General features: G+C 60.0%; 13 protein-coding genes. 8 read left to right on the top strand and 5 right to left on the bottom strand.

Annotated elements, in window-relative coordinates; all coding sequences use genetic code 11:
- Positions 1-27 precede the first annotated feature (27 nt).
- The gene (locus tag AADW22_RS08540) at positions 28-1,152 is read right to left on the bottom strand and encodes an aminotransferase class V-fold PLP-dependent enzyme (protein WP_340243572.1); all 1,125 of its coding nucleotides are present in this window, start codon (positions 1,150-1,152) and stop codon (positions 28-30) included.
- Between the two features lie 51 nt (positions 1,153-1,203).
- Positions 1,204-1,674, bottom strand: coding sequence for an Rrf2 family transcriptional regulator (locus tag AADW22_RS08535; RefSeq protein ID WP_132996685.1), 471 nt, complete (start codon positions 1,672-1,674; stop codon positions 1,204-1,206).
- A 173-nt stretch (positions 1,675-1,847) separates the two neighbouring features.
- On the opposite strand from AADW22_RS08535, the gene AADW22_RS08530 reads away from it, so the two are divergent.
- The 8 genes from AADW22_RS08530 (at position 1,848) to typA (ending at position 8,797) form a co-directional block, all read left to right on the top strand.
- The gene (locus AADW22_RS08530) at positions 1,848-2,501 is read left to right on the top strand and encodes an alpha/beta hydrolase (protein WP_005853224.1); all 654 of its coding nucleotides are present in this window, start codon (positions 1,848-1,850) and stop codon (positions 2,499-2,501) included.
- Positions 2,501-2,734, top strand: a complete 234-nt coding sequence (locus AADW22_RS08525) for a hypothetical protein (protein WP_005853222.1) — start codon at positions 2,501-2,503, stop codon at positions 2,732-2,734. The genes AADW22_RS08530 and AADW22_RS08525 overlap by 1 nt, the downstream gene beginning before the upstream one ends.
- A gap of 3 nt (positions 2,735-2,737) precedes the next feature.
- The gene (locus tag AADW22_RS08520) at positions 2,738-3,319 is read left to right on the top strand and encodes an HD family hydrolase (RefSeq protein WP_184582221.1); all 582 of its coding nucleotides are present in this window, start codon (positions 2,738-2,740) and stop codon (positions 3,317-3,319) included.
- Positions 3,320-3,492: 173 nt separating this feature from the next.
- Positions 3,493-4,710: an NADP-dependent isocitrate dehydrogenase gene (locus AADW22_RS08515; protein WP_009826912.1), complete on the top strand. Its 1,218-nt coding sequence runs from the start codon at positions 3,493-3,495 to the stop codon at positions 4,708-4,710.
- A 147-nt stretch (positions 4,711-4,857) separates the two neighbouring features.
- On the top strand, positions 4,858-5,466 hold the full coding sequence (locus AADW22_RS08510) for a YitT family protein (RefSeq protein WP_005853215.1): 609 nt from the start codon (positions 4,858-4,860) through the stop codon (positions 5,464-5,466).
- Positions 5,467-5,558: 92 nt separating this feature from the next.
- The gene (locus AADW22_RS08505) at positions 5,559-5,888 is read left to right on the top strand and encodes a multidrug efflux SMR transporter (RefSeq protein ID WP_005853213.1); all 330 of its coding nucleotides are present in this window, start codon (positions 5,559-5,561) and stop codon (positions 5,886-5,888) included.
- A gap of 114 nt (positions 5,889-6,002) precedes the next feature.
- Positions 6,003-6,875: a mechanosensitive ion channel family protein gene (locus tag AADW22_RS08500; RefSeq protein ID WP_037944141.1), complete on the top strand. Its 873-nt coding sequence runs from the start codon at positions 6,003-6,005 to the stop codon at positions 6,873-6,875.
- Between the two features lie 104 nt (positions 6,876-6,979).
- Positions 6,980-8,797, top strand: coding sequence for a translational GTPase TypA (gene typA, locus AADW22_RS08495; RefSeq protein WP_037944140.1), 1,818 nt, complete (start codon positions 6,980-6,982; stop codon positions 8,795-8,797).
- Positions 8,798-8,977: 180 nt separating this feature from the next.
- Here the strand turns inward: typA and AADW22_RS08490 are convergent, their stop codons facing one another.
- The 3 genes from AADW22_RS08490 to recA all read right to left on the bottom strand — a co-directional run bounded on the left by AADW22_RS08490 (position 8,978) and on the right by recA (position 13,134).
- The gene (locus tag AADW22_RS08490; RefSeq protein ID WP_132996687.1) at positions 8,978-9,265 is read right to left on the bottom strand and encodes a DUF1330 domain-containing protein; all 288 of its coding nucleotides are present in this window, start codon (positions 9,263-9,265) and stop codon (positions 8,978-8,980) included.
- A gap of 3 nt (positions 9,266-9,268) precedes the next feature.
- On the bottom strand, positions 9,269-11,929 hold the full coding sequence (gene alaS / locus AADW22_RS08485; RefSeq protein ID WP_407473474.1) for an alanine--tRNA ligase: 2,661 nt from the start codon (positions 11,927-11,929) through the stop codon (positions 9,269-9,271).
- Between the two features lie 134 nt (positions 11,930-12,063).
- Positions 12,064-13,134 (bottom strand): recombinase RecA, encoded by a 1,071-nt coding sequence (gene recA / locus AADW22_RS08480; protein ID WP_005853202.1) that lies wholly within the window; start codon positions 13,132-13,134, stop codon positions 12,064-12,066.
- Positions 13,135-13,234 lie beyond the last annotated feature (100 nt).

The raw sequence follows: 13,234 nt of genomic DNA, 5'->3' as shown, positions 1-13,234 counted from the left end.
TTTTCATCCTTCAACTGGCGGCGCGCATCAAGCGGCCCGCGCCTCGTGTTTCTTCAATTTCGCGGTCCAGGCGTCTGCAAAACGCAAGACCTGTTCTTCTGTGGTGTCCGGCCCAAGCGATACGCGCACGGCACAGGATGCCTCAGCGTCGTCAAACCCCATCGCCGTCAACACCCGGCTTGTCGCCACCTTACCGCTAGAGCACGCAGACCCCGCGCTGACCGCAAAGCCCGCAAGGTCCATCTGCATCACCTGCGTCTCACCGCGCCACCCGGGCGTGATAAAGCAAGAGGTGTTCGGCAAACGCGCCACGTCTTTCCCAACAAAAATAGTCTTCTTTGACGCAGCCTCAAGAGCCTTCTCTAGAACATTTCTAAGTTCTGCAACCCGTTCCCATACGCCATCCGCCAAATCCTGCGCTGCGGCAGCGCATGCCGCCCCGAAACCGGCAATGCCGATGACGTTCTCTGTCCCCGCACGACGGCCCAATTCCTGCCCGCCTCCGCGCAACATCGGCTGCATCAATCCGGGCGTATATTCCGGCCCCGCGATCAGCGCACCGATGCCCTTGGGGCCGCCCAACTTATGCGCCGAGACAGCCAAAGACGCATGACGCCCCACATCCGAGTGCCAGCGCCCCAGATCCGGCAATTTACCCGCCGCTTGCACCGCATCGCGAAAGACGCTTGCAGGCGACGCGCCCAAACGCGCCAGCTCGTCCAGCAGGCTTTCCGGCTGCAATACCCCTGTCTCGCTATTGGCACGTTGCAAAAACAGTGTTTTGCCCGCCAAGGCTCCATCCGGCAGCGCGTTCAAATCCACGTGACCATTGCGACCGACAGGCAATTGTTCGGCCTCCGGGCACCAGATGCGCACGGCTTCATGCTCCACGGCTGCACCGACCACATTGCCCGCGTCCTGCACCACACCCGCAATCGCCTCGGTGGCACCGCTGGTAAAGATCACCTCCGACACATCGCAGCCGACCAAAGCTGCCACCTGCCCGCGTGCTTTCTCGACCATCATCTTGGCCGCACGCCCTTCGGCATGGACGCTGGACGGGTTGCCCGCCACATCCATCGCCGCCAGCATGGCCGCGCGCGCCTCTGCCCGCAGGGGCGTGGTCGCGTTATGATCAAGATATACTCTCACATCACCTTCCAAATGGTCCTAAATCCCAGGGAGTGTGAGGGACAGCGTCCCTCATTCCGCATCCGCCTCGTCCACGATGGCAAAGAGGTTCGGCACCGCCGGACAGGGGGCAAGCTCGTTCGCGACAACATCCGACAGCCGCGTCTGGTGCAGAAAGACATAGACCTGTGCGCTCAGCCCTTCCCACAAACGGTTGGTCAGCGACTGCGCCCGGCTGCCCGATGACCCGCCAGAGGCACCTGCCCCCACATGCATCGCATCGACCTTCTCGTCGACCGCCGCCAGAATATCGACAACGCGAATGTCCGACGCGGGCCGCCCCAAGCGGTAGCCGCCGCCCGGACCACGCACCGATGACACCAGTTCGGCCCGGCGCAGCTTGACGAAAAGCTGCTCTAAGTACGGCAGTGAAATGGACTGACGCGTCGCGATATCGCCCAGATTGACCAGACGATCCGCGGGCTGAAGCGCTATATCGGCCAAAGCGACCATCGCATACCGCCCCTTGGTTGACAGCTTCATCGCAGTGTTCCCTTCCCCATAAGCGCCTGTTTGATTGACGACGACGCCTGAAATGCCTAAACGCAAAGTCTGACCCCCAGAAACGGGGATCACACAAGTTAGAACCGTTCTAAACTGCCCTAGCGAATTCGTCAACTATTCCGCTGCACTTAGAACCCCAAGCAGGGACGCTCATGCCCGAGGTTATTTTTCCCGGACCCGAAGGCCGCCTCGAAGGCCGCTACCATCCACAAAAAGAACGCGACGCACCCATCGCCATTCTGCTCCACCCGCACCCACAATTCGGCGGGACGATGAACCATAAGGTCGTGTATAATATGCACTATGCCTTCTACAATATGGGTTTCACCGTTCTGCGCTTCAATTTCCGCGGCGTAGGCCGGAGCCAGGGTGAATACGATCAGGGGGTTGGTGAACTCTCCGATGCAGCGTCGGCGCTGGATTACCTGCAATCGATGAACAACAACTCCAAGCATTGCTGGGTTGCCGGTTTCTCGTTTGGCGCATGGATCGGGATGCAGCTGCTGATGCGCCGCCCCGAGATCACGGGCTTCATCTCTGTCGCACCACCGGCGAATATGTATGACTTCAGCTTCCTCGCACCCTGCCCGGCCTCCGGTCTGGTGATCAACGGGACCGCTGACCGTGTGGCACCGCCCGCAGACACCGTGAACCTCGTGAACAAGTTGCACGAGCAGAAAGGCATCACCATCACCCACCAAGAGATCGAGGGTGCCGGCCACTTCTTTGAAGAGCCGCATATGGAGACGTTGATCACCTCTACCACAGACTACGTGAAGCGCCGCCTGACGGAGACAACCCGCTAATGGCGGATCCGACAGTCGTCGAACTGGCCAACCAAATGGCCGAAGAATGTCTGGCGGTCCAACGCGAAACCGGACAGGAGCGGCTTTTTATGGAAGTCGCTGCTGTTCTGGGCGCGTCGTCGCAGACGATGGAAGAAGCCTTTGTCACGGCGATCCGCACGCGGCTTGCCGCCGCACAGGGGCGTGACTTTATGGCCAAGGCGCTTGCCGCGCACCGTGCAAAGGAAAGCTGACGTATGACCACCAGACTTGAGCAGCAGATCGCCTTTCTGAACGAAGCGGACAAGCTCAAGTCGGTCACACGCGGGACGTTGCTTTGCGATGCGTCGCGGGCCGAAAACTCGGCTGAACATAGCTGGCACCTGACGCTTTATGCGCTGGTGCTGGCGGATCAGGCGGGCCCCGATGTCGACATTACCCGCGTGATCAAGATGCTGATCCTGCATGATCTGGTAGAGATTGACGCAGGCGACAACCCGATCTTTGGCAGCTACGACACCGCCGATATGGAAGCGCAGGAACAGCTTGCCGCTGACCGTATTTTTGGCCTCCTTCCCAACGACTTGCGCGATGATCTTCGCGCGACCTGGGAAGAGTTCGAAGCCAATGAGACCCCCACAGCCCGCTTTGCGAAATCGCTGGACCGGTTCCAGCCCCCGATGCAGAACCTCGCGGCGGGCGGCGGCAGCTGGGTTGAATACAACGTAACCGAAGCGCAATTCGTGGAAAAAGTGGGCAGCAAAATCCAGACCGGCGCGCCAGGGCTTTGGGAGTTTGCCCGCGCCCGTGTCTCTGCATGGTTTGCCGCGCGGAGCTAACTGCCCGCCCCCTCTACCCATCATCCCCCACCACGCTTGTCACACGCCTGTCGCAGCGCGATGATATGGGCTAAGCCGCGCAACTCTTTTCAGTATACCACTGCATACCGACTAGGCATTCATGCCTGAATAGGCTATGCGGGTGTCAGTATCATTTCAAAGGACCGCAGATGATGACCAAGATCAAAGTGGAAAACCCGATCGTTGAGCTCGACGGTGATGAGATGACCCGCATCATGTGGGATTTCATTAAGAAAAAGCTGATCCTTCCCTATCTCGATGTGGATCTGAAGTATTACGATCTGGGGATGGAGGTCCGCGACGAGACCAACGACCAGATCACCATAGACGCGGCCCATGCGATCAAGGAATACGGTGTTGGCGTCAAATGCGCGACCATCACCCCTGACGAGGCCCGGGTCGAGGAATTCGGCCTGAAAGAGATGTGGCGCTCCCCTAACGGGACGATCCGTAACATTCTGGGCGGCGTGATTTTCCGTCAACCGATCATCTGCAAGAACGTCCCCCGCCTTGTGCCCGGTTGGACCAAGCCGATTGTCGTGGGCCGTCATGCCTATGGCGACCAGTATAAAGCGACCGATTTCAAATTTCCCGGCAAGGGCAAGCTGACCCTGAAATTCGTCGGCGAAGACGGGACAGAGATTGAACGCGAGCTTTTCGACGCCCCCGACGCCGGTGTCGTGATGGGGATGTACAACCTTGATAAATCCATCATCGACTTCGCCCGCGCCTCGCTGAACTACGGTTTGAACCTGGGCTGGCCGGTGTATCTGAGCACCAAGAACACGATCCTCAAGCAGTATGACGGCCGTTTCCTTGAGCTGTTCCAGCACATCTACGAGACCGAGTTCGAAGATAAATTCAAAGCGGCGGGCATTACCTATGAACACCGTCTGATCGACGACATGGTCGCCTGCGCGATGAAGTGGAACGGCGGCTATGTGTGGGCCTGCAAGAACTATGACGGCGACGTGCAGTCAGACACCGTCGCGCAGGGGTTCGGCTCGCTCGGGTTGATGACCTCCGTGCTGATGACCCCCGATGGCCAGACGGTCGAGGCTGAAGCCGCCCACGGCACGGTCACCCGCCACTATCGTCAACACCAGAAGGGCGAGGAAACCTCGACCAACTCCATCGCGTCGATCTACGCATGGACCGGCGGGCTGAAGCACCGCGGCAAGCTGGATGGCAACGCCGAGCTGACACGCTTTGCAGAGACGCTCGAGAAAACCGTGGTGGACACAGTGGAATCGGGCTTCATGACCAAGGACCTCGCGCTTCTGGTCGGCCCTGACCAAGGCTGGCTGACCACAATGGGCTTCCTTGAAAAGGTGGACGAGAACCTGAACAAGGCGCTTGGCGCGCAGTAAGCCGAATGCTAAAAATAAGGGCCATCCTCACCGGGTGGCCCTTTTTCTGTGCACGACCCCCTGTGTGACGTGATGTTATCGGGAAAAATATTAGTCTGCACTGCAGCACCCCTAGACAGGTCAACATAGCTGCCCTATCTGGGCGATATGACATATGCTGATCCCCTCCACCATTCTTCACTAGATGATGTTCAAGGCCTCAGCCTTGGGGTCTTTCTCTGCGGTATCGGAATTTTTGTGCTGACCTCTGCCGGTCTGATCACCGGGCAGACGGCGGGCTTGGCGGTGATCATCGCCTATCTGACAGGCTATTCCTTCGGCACGGTCTTCTTCCTGATCAACCTGCCGTTCTACTTCCTTGCGTATAAACGGCTTGGGGCCGAGTTCACGATCAAGTCGCTGATTTCCGTGACCATGCTGTCGGTCGTGACCGAATTCCTGCCCTATGGTTTCGCGATCCAGTCGCTCAGCCCTGCCCTTGCGGCGGTGATCTTTGGCGCGCTGGTGGGTCTGGGGCTGCTGGCGATGTTCCGCCACAACGGGTCGCTTGGCGGTCTTGGGGTGGTGGCCCTACTGGTGCAGGACACCACGGGGTTCAAAGCCGGATGGGTCCAGCTGATCACCGACGCCGTGATCTTTTCAGTCGCATTGTTCCTGTTTCCAGCCTCCGTCGTGGGCTATTCGCTGCTTGGGGCACTGGTGCTGAACCTGATCATTACCTTCAACCACCGCCGCGACCGCTATATCGCGACCTGATCCACAGGCGTGTAGCACCCAGCCCCGCTCTTGACACCGGCCCGTGACCGCCGCAGGACTGGGCCGGGAAGCAGCAACGGGGGCGTCAGGATATGCATTACTTTTGGTTGATGATCGCGATCCTGACAGAGACGTTGGGCACCAGCGCTTTGCAAGCCTCGCAACAGTTTACGCGGCTTTGGCCCTCGGTCGGCGTCGTTGTCTGCTATGCGATTTCTTTCTACCTGATGGGGCTGACGCTCAAGGTGATGCCCGTGGGGATCGTCTATGCGATCTGGTCGGGCCTTGGCATCGTCTGCATCGCGGGCATCGGCTATATCGTGTTCGGACAAAAGCTCGACCTCGCCGCCGTGGTGGGCCTGTCGATGATCATCGGCGGCGTGCTGGTCATTCACCTGTTTTCCCACAGCGCCACCCACTGACGCGCGCTTTCTCGGAACCTGCCGCTGCTTTTAGGCGTTAGCGTGTAACGCAACGACCGAAAGTGCCGCATGTTAGACTCACTAAGCTCCGTTTGGGGCACCCTCCCCGACCCTTTGCGCAATCAGCTAGAAGGCTACGCCATCGGGTTCTGGAGCGTCCTGCCGCAGCTTATCCTGTCGATCGTTTTCCTGTGTTTTCTTTGGGCCATCATCCGCATCGTTCAGGCCGTCGTGCCCGGTGCCCTGCGCCGCGCCCATATGCGGCGGTCGCTTGTCGATGTGATCATGATGCTGATCGTCGTGGGCATGTGGCTCTTCGGGGTGCTGATCGCGGTGACCATCGCCTTCCCCACCATCACCCCCGGCAAGGCACTGACCGCCTTGGGTGTGGGCGGTGTCGCCATCGGTTTCGCCTTCAAGGATGTGTTCGAAAACTTCCTTGCCGGTATCTTGCTGCTGATCCGCGAGCCCTTCGCGGTGGAGGATTACATCGAATGCGAAGGGTTTGAGGGTCAGGTCGAAGAGATCACGATCCGCGATACCCATGTGCGCCAGACCGACGGGCAGCTTGTGGTCGCCCCGAACGCGATGTTCTTCAAGAACCCCGTCACCATCCGTACCGCCCGCGATGTGCGCCGGACCACGGTGATCTGCGGCGTGGCCTACGGCGAGGATGTGGATGCCGCGCGCGACGTGATCGCCAATGCGGTGCGCGGCGTGGATGCGGTACGCGATGACGTGCGCGACGTCGAGATCTTTGCGCAGGAATTCGCGGATAGCGCGATCAACTTCGAGGTCACATGGTGGACCGGCTCGCGCCCCATCGACATCCGCAGCAGCCGTGACAAAGTCGTGGCCGCTGTCAAACGCGCGCTGGATGATGCGGGCATCGAGATCCCCTTCCCCTATCGCACGCTGACCTTTAATGAACCGCTGCCCATCGACGACCGCCGCGACAGCACAGAAGACACAGGCACCGGCGGCTAATCGCCTTTAGGGCTAGCTTTCTGATGCCGGGCACGGTAAGCGCTGCGCAAATGCTGCGGTGCGAGAGCGTGCGCGGCCCCCTCCCGTATCAAAGGCATACCCCAATGGACATGCGTAACATCGCAATCATCGCTCACGTTGACCACGGCAAAACGACGCTGGTTGACGAGCTTCTGAAACAATCCGGCACCTACCGCGAAAACCAGGCCACAACCGAACGCGCGATGGACAGCAACGATCTGGAGCGCGAGCGCGGCATCACGATTTTTGCCAAGCCGACCTCTGTCGTCTGGAACAACACACGCATCAACATCGTCGACACGCCCGGCCACGCCGACTTTGGCGGCGAGGTGGAACGCATCCTGTCGATGGTCGACGGTGTTGTCCTGCTGGTCGACGCGGCTGAAGGCCCGATGCCACAAACCAAATTCGTGACCTCCAAGGCGCTGAAACTGGGCCTGCGCCCGATCGTTGTGCTGAACAAGGTCGACAAGGCCGACGCGGAGCCTGACCGCGCACTGGACGAATGCTTCGACCTTTTCGCCAGCCTTGACGCGACAGACGAACAGCTTGAATTCCCGCATATGTACGCCTCTGGCCGCTCTGGCTGGGCCGATGCAGAGCTGGACGGCCCGCGCAAAGACCTTAGCGCGCTGTTCGAGCTTGTGCTCAAACATGTCCCCGCGCCCAAGCAGATCGAAAACGCCGACAAGCCCTTCACCATGCTGGCAACCACATTGGGCGGTGACCCCTTCCTGGGCCGTCTGCTGACCGGTCGCGTTGAAACAGGCACGCTGAAAGCCGGCCAAAGCATCAAGGCGATGTCGCGCGACGGCAAATTGATTGAAAACTTCCGCTGCACCAAGATCCTCGCCTTCCGCGGGCTAGAGCAGACAGCCATCGACGTGGCCGAAGCAGGTGACATCGTTTCCATCGCCGGTATGTCCAAGGCAACCGTCGCCGACACGCTGGCCGATACATCGGTGAACGAAGCCATCCCTGCCCAGCCGATCGATCCGCCCACCATCACCGTGACTTTCGGCATCAACGACAGCCCGCTGGCCGGTCGTGACGGCAAGAAAGTTCAGTCCCGCGTGATCCGCGAGCGCCTGATGAAGGAAGCCGAATCCAACGTCGCGATCAAAATCTCCGACACCCCCGGCGGTGACGCCTTCGAGGTTGCCGGTCGTGGCGAATTGCAAATGGGCGTTCTGATCGAGAACATGCGCCGCGAAGGGTTCGAGCTTTCGATCTCGCGCCCGCAGGTTCTGTTCCAGGAGATCGACGGTGTGCGTCACGAGCCCATCGAAGAAGCCACCATCGACGTGGATGACGAATACTCCGGCGCGGTCATCGAAAAGATCACGGGCACCCGTAAGGGCGAGTTGGTTGAAATGAAACCTGCCGGCGCCGGCAAAACCCGCATCATCGCCCATGTCCCGTCGCGCGGGCTGATCGGCTACCACGGTGAATTCCTGACCGACACACGCGGCACAGGCGTCATCAACCGCGTGTTCCATTCTTGGGCACCGCACAAGGGCACGATTCCCGGCCGTCGCGCGGGCGTCCTGATCTCGATGGAGAACGGCACCTCGGTGGCCTTCGCTCTGTGGAACCTTGAAGAACGCGGCAAGATGATGATCGGCGCACAGGCTGACGTCTATACCGGCATGATCATCGGCGAACACAGCCGCGAAAACGATCTTGAGGTGAACCCGCTGAAGGGCAAAAAGCTGACCAACGTCCGCGCCTCGGGCACCGACGAGGCCGTCCGTCTGACCACGCCCATGACACTGAGCCTGGAAGAAGCCATCGCCTATATCGATGATGACGAGCTGGTTGAAGTGACGCCAAACGCAGTCCGTCTGCGCAAGCGCTATCTGGACCCGCACGAGCGGAAACGGATGGCAAAGTCGGCGTAAACAAAGCGACGCTGGACCGGGGCTTTGCCCCGGACCCCAGGATTTTATACCATTTGGAAAGCGGGGCTGGTTTTGCCCTGCTTTTTTTATGTCTGGCGAAGTGTGGGGGGAGGTTTGGTGGGGTCAGCGGCCTCGCTTGGCCGCTGACAAGAACTTGGGTGCGGGCTTGGCCAGCTGGGCTTAGCCGTCGATCTCTACGACCATCAACTCGCGTTCTGACGCGTCTTTGGCGTGGCTCAGCGCCTCTTGGTAGGCGTCGGAGTTGTAGCAATCGACCGCATCCTCGACAGAGGCGAAACGTGCCACAACATTGCGCGGGCGTTCCTTGCCTTCAAGCTGCACGAAGCGGCCACCACGGGCCAGGAAGCTGCCCCCATGCGCCGCGATGGCGGGGCCAGCAAGCTTGGCGTATTTACCGTAGGCCTCCTCGTCAGTAACCGTGACATGTGCAATCCACAAAGCGGGCATCGTTTATCCTTTCAGAACATTTTCGGCCGCGGCGATCGCGGCCTCGGCGTTTGCGACATCTTTGGCACCGCCCTGGGCCATTTCAGGACGACCACCGCCACCCTTGCCGCCCAGTTCGGCAACGACTGTCTTGACGATATCAACCGCCGAGATCGTGGCGGCCAGATCGGCGGTGACACCCGCCGCAACCGCTGCCTTGCCGTCGGCATCAGCGATCAGCAGCACCGCGCCGGACCCGAGCTTGGCCTTATGTTCGTCGATCAGCGCGGGAAGATCCTTGCCGGTCACACCGTTGACCACCTGCGCGATGAACTTGATCCCGTTCACCTCGCGCGGGGCCGCGGCACCGGCATCGCCACCGCCCGACATGGCCAGCTCGCGGCGCAGCTGAGCGACCTCGTTGGCCAAGGCGCGGCGTTCATCCAGCAAGGCACGGACGCGATCGGGCACATCCGCGGTCGAGGTCTTGAGCTCTGCCGCGACGCGGGTCAACGCGGTTTCCTGCGTGCGCAGCCACTTGAGGGCTTCGGTGCCGGTCAGCGCCTCGATCCGGCGGATGCCCGAGCTGCTGGAGCTGTCGCCCAACAGCACAAAGGCCCCGATGTCACCGGTCTGGCGCACGTGGGTACCACCGCAGAGTTCCAGCGAATAGGTCTGCTTGTCCGCGCCCTTGCCCGAACCGGCCTCGCGGCCCATAGAAACAACCCGCACCTCGTCGCCATACTTCTCGCCAAAGAGCGCCTGCGCCCCCATCTCGCGCGCGTCATCCGGGGTCATGATCCGGGTTTCCACGGCGGTGTTCTGGCGGATGTAGCTGTTCACCTCTTCCTCGACCGCGGCCAGTTGGTCGGCCGTCATCGGGTGGTTATGGCTATAATCAAAACGCAAACGATCCGCCGCATTCAAAGAGCCGCGCTGCATCACGTGATCTCCCAAGGTCTTGCGCAGCGCCTCGTTCAGCAGGTGTGTGGCGGAGTGGTTCGCACGGATCGAGGTCCGGCGCGCGTGGTCCACATCCAAGACCGCGGCCTGAGAGGTCTTGACTGTGCCCTCTGTCACCTCGCCGATATGGATGAAGACGCCCGCGGTTTTGCGCGTGTCGGTCACCGTGACCACGCCACTGTCGGTTTTGATCGTGCCGGTGTCCCCGACCTGACCGCCGCTTTCGGCATAAAACGGTGTCTGGTTCAGCGCGATCTGAACGGCGTCGCCCTGTATCACCTCGGCCACCTGCGCACCGTCCTGGATCAGCGCAACGATCTGCCCCTCGGCCGTTTCGGTGTCATAGCCCAGAAAATCGGTGGTGCCGGACTTTTCGGCCACATCGAACCAAATGGTCGCATCCGCTGCTTCGCCCGAACCGGACCATGCGGCACGCGCCTTGGCCTTTTGCGCATCCATCGCGGCGTTGAAGCCTTCAAGATCAACCTTGCGGTCCTGTTCGCGCAGGGCATCCTGCGTCAGATCGACCGGGAAGCCGTAGGTGTCATAGAGTTTGAACGCGGCCTCGCCCGGCAGATCGGCACCGGCGGGCAGGCCCTTGAGTTCGTCATCCAGCAGCTTCAGACCGCGGTCCAACGTTTGTTTGAAGCGCGTTTCTTCCAGCAGCAGTGTCTCTGTAATCAGTGACTGCGCCTGCCCCAGCTCGGGGTAGGCCCCGCCCATCTGACGCACCAGTTCGGGCACAAGGCGGTGCATCAACGGGTCTTTCAGCCCCAGCAAATGCGCGTGACGCATCGCCCGGCGCATGATCCGCCGCAACACATAGCCCCGCCCGTCGTTCGACGGCATCACCCCATCCGCGATCAGGAAGGAGGTCGACCGCAGGTGGTCGGCGATCACGCGGTGGTGCGTTTTGCCCGGGCCATCCGGATCGGTGCTGGAGGCATGGGCGCTCGCCTCGATCAGGTTGCGCATCAGGTCGGTGGCATAGTTGTCGTTCGTGCCCTGCAGCAGCGCCGCGACCCGCTCGATCCCCATGCCCGTGTCGATCGATTGGTTCGGCAGTGCGGTGCGGCTGCCATCCTCGAACTGTTCATACTGCATGAAAACGAGGTTCCAGATTTCAACAAACCGGTCGCCGTCTTCCTCTGGCGATCCGGGAGGGCCGCCCCAGATGTGATCCCCGTGGTCGTAAAAAATCTCGGAGCATGGGCCGCAAGGGCCAGTCGGCCCCATCATCCAGAAGTTGTCATCTGTCGCGATGCGAATAATCCGGTCGTCCGGCAGCCCGGCGACTTTCTTCCAGATGTCCGCAGCCTCGTCGTCGGTATGGTAAACGGTCACGTAAAGACGGTTGGGATCAATGCCCAGTTCTTTGGTAATCAGCTCCCATGAAAAGGCGATGGCTTCGGCTTTGAAATAGTCGCCAAAGCTGAAATTACCGAGCATTTCAAAGAAGGTATGGTGGCGCGCTGTATAGCCCACATTGTCAAGGTCATTATGTTTGCCCCCGGCGCGAACGCATTTCTGCGCTGTTGTCGCACGCGAATAATCGCGGGTTTCAACGCCGGTAAACAGGTTTTTGAACTGCACCATGCCGGAGTTCGCGAACATCAGCGTGGGGTCGTTTCGCGGCACCAGCGGGCTGGACGGCTGGATCGAGTGACCCTGCTTTTCAAAATAACCAAGGAAGGTTGATCGGATATCGTTGAGCGTCTTCATATGCGGGGCCTTTCGAGGGGCAAAAACAATTACCTTCGAATACCCTCGCGACAGAGCACTGTCCACAGGCAGCCCCCATGAAAAAAGGCGCGCCCTGGGGGCACGCCTTTTCTAACCATCTGCGATGCAAGCCTTTACGCTTCGAGGATATCCGCGTCGTCGCTGTCGGAGCCGTCGAAGTCCAGCCCGTGGGCCGCGCGGATCTTGTCTTCGATCTCATTTGCCATGGCGGTGTTTTCTTTCAGGAAGGTCTTGGCATTTTCACGCCCCTGTCCGATCCGTTCATCGCCATAGCTGAACCACGATCCCGATTTATCAACCACGCCAGCCTTGACCCCTAGATCCAGCAGCTCGCCCATCTTGGAGATCCCTTCCCCATACATGATGTCGAATTCGACCTGCTTGAACGGTGCGGCCACCTTGTTCTTGACGATCTTGACCCGTGTGGCGTTGCCGACCACCTCGTCACGATCCTTGAGCGCGCCGATGCGGCGGATGTCCAGACGGACGGAAGAATAGAATTTCAGCGCGTTCCCACCGGTCGTCGTTTCGGGCGACCCGAACATAACGCCGATTTTCATCCGGATCTGGTTGATGAAAATCACCATGCAGTTCGACCGCGAGATCGAGCCTGTCAGCTTCCGCATGGCCTGGCTCATCAGACGGGCCTGCACCCCGACAGAGCTGTCGCCCATATCGCCTTCCAACTCGGATTTGGGCGTCAAGGCCGCAACGGAGTCGACCACCACCATATTCACCGCACCGGAGCGGACCAACGTATCCGTAATTTCGAGCGCTTGTTCGCCGGTGTCAGGCTGGGAAATCAGCAGCTCGTCGATATCAACGCCCAGTTTGCGCGCGTATTGCGGATCAAGCGCGTGTTCCGCGTCAACAAAGGCGCAAACGCCGCCGTTTTTCTGCTGCTCCGCAACACAATGCAGGGTCAATGTGGTCTTACCCGAGGATTCCGGGCCGTAAATCTCGATGATCCGCCCCATGGGCAGACCTCCGATACCAAGTGCGATATCCAGCCCCAACGAACCGGTCGAGCTTGCCTTGATGTCCTGAATGGCCCCTTCGGCCCCCAGCTTCATGATCGACCCTTTGCCGAACTGGCGTTCAATCTGTGCCAGCGCGCTGTCCAGGGCCTTTTGCTTCTCAGCTTGTTTCTTGTTGTCCATAGTCAAAAGATCTGCCGTTGCCATGATAGGTTATCCTCTTACTGTCACAGTGGTCTGCAAGCCGCAATCATCATGCCCCGACCATCTTGATGTTCTTTCTATGTTCCATATGAGATCAAAATGA

The sequence above is a fragment of the Sulfitobacter sp. PM12 genome (genome assembly GCF_045586035.1).
In the GTDB taxonomy this organism is placed as follows: domain Bacteria; phylum Pseudomonadota; class Alphaproteobacteria; order Rhodobacterales; family Rhodobacteraceae; genus Sulfitobacter; species Sulfitobacter pontiacus.
The sequence above is the reverse complement of the archived record's forward strand: the minus strand, read 5'-3'. Positions and strand labels throughout refer to the sequence as shown.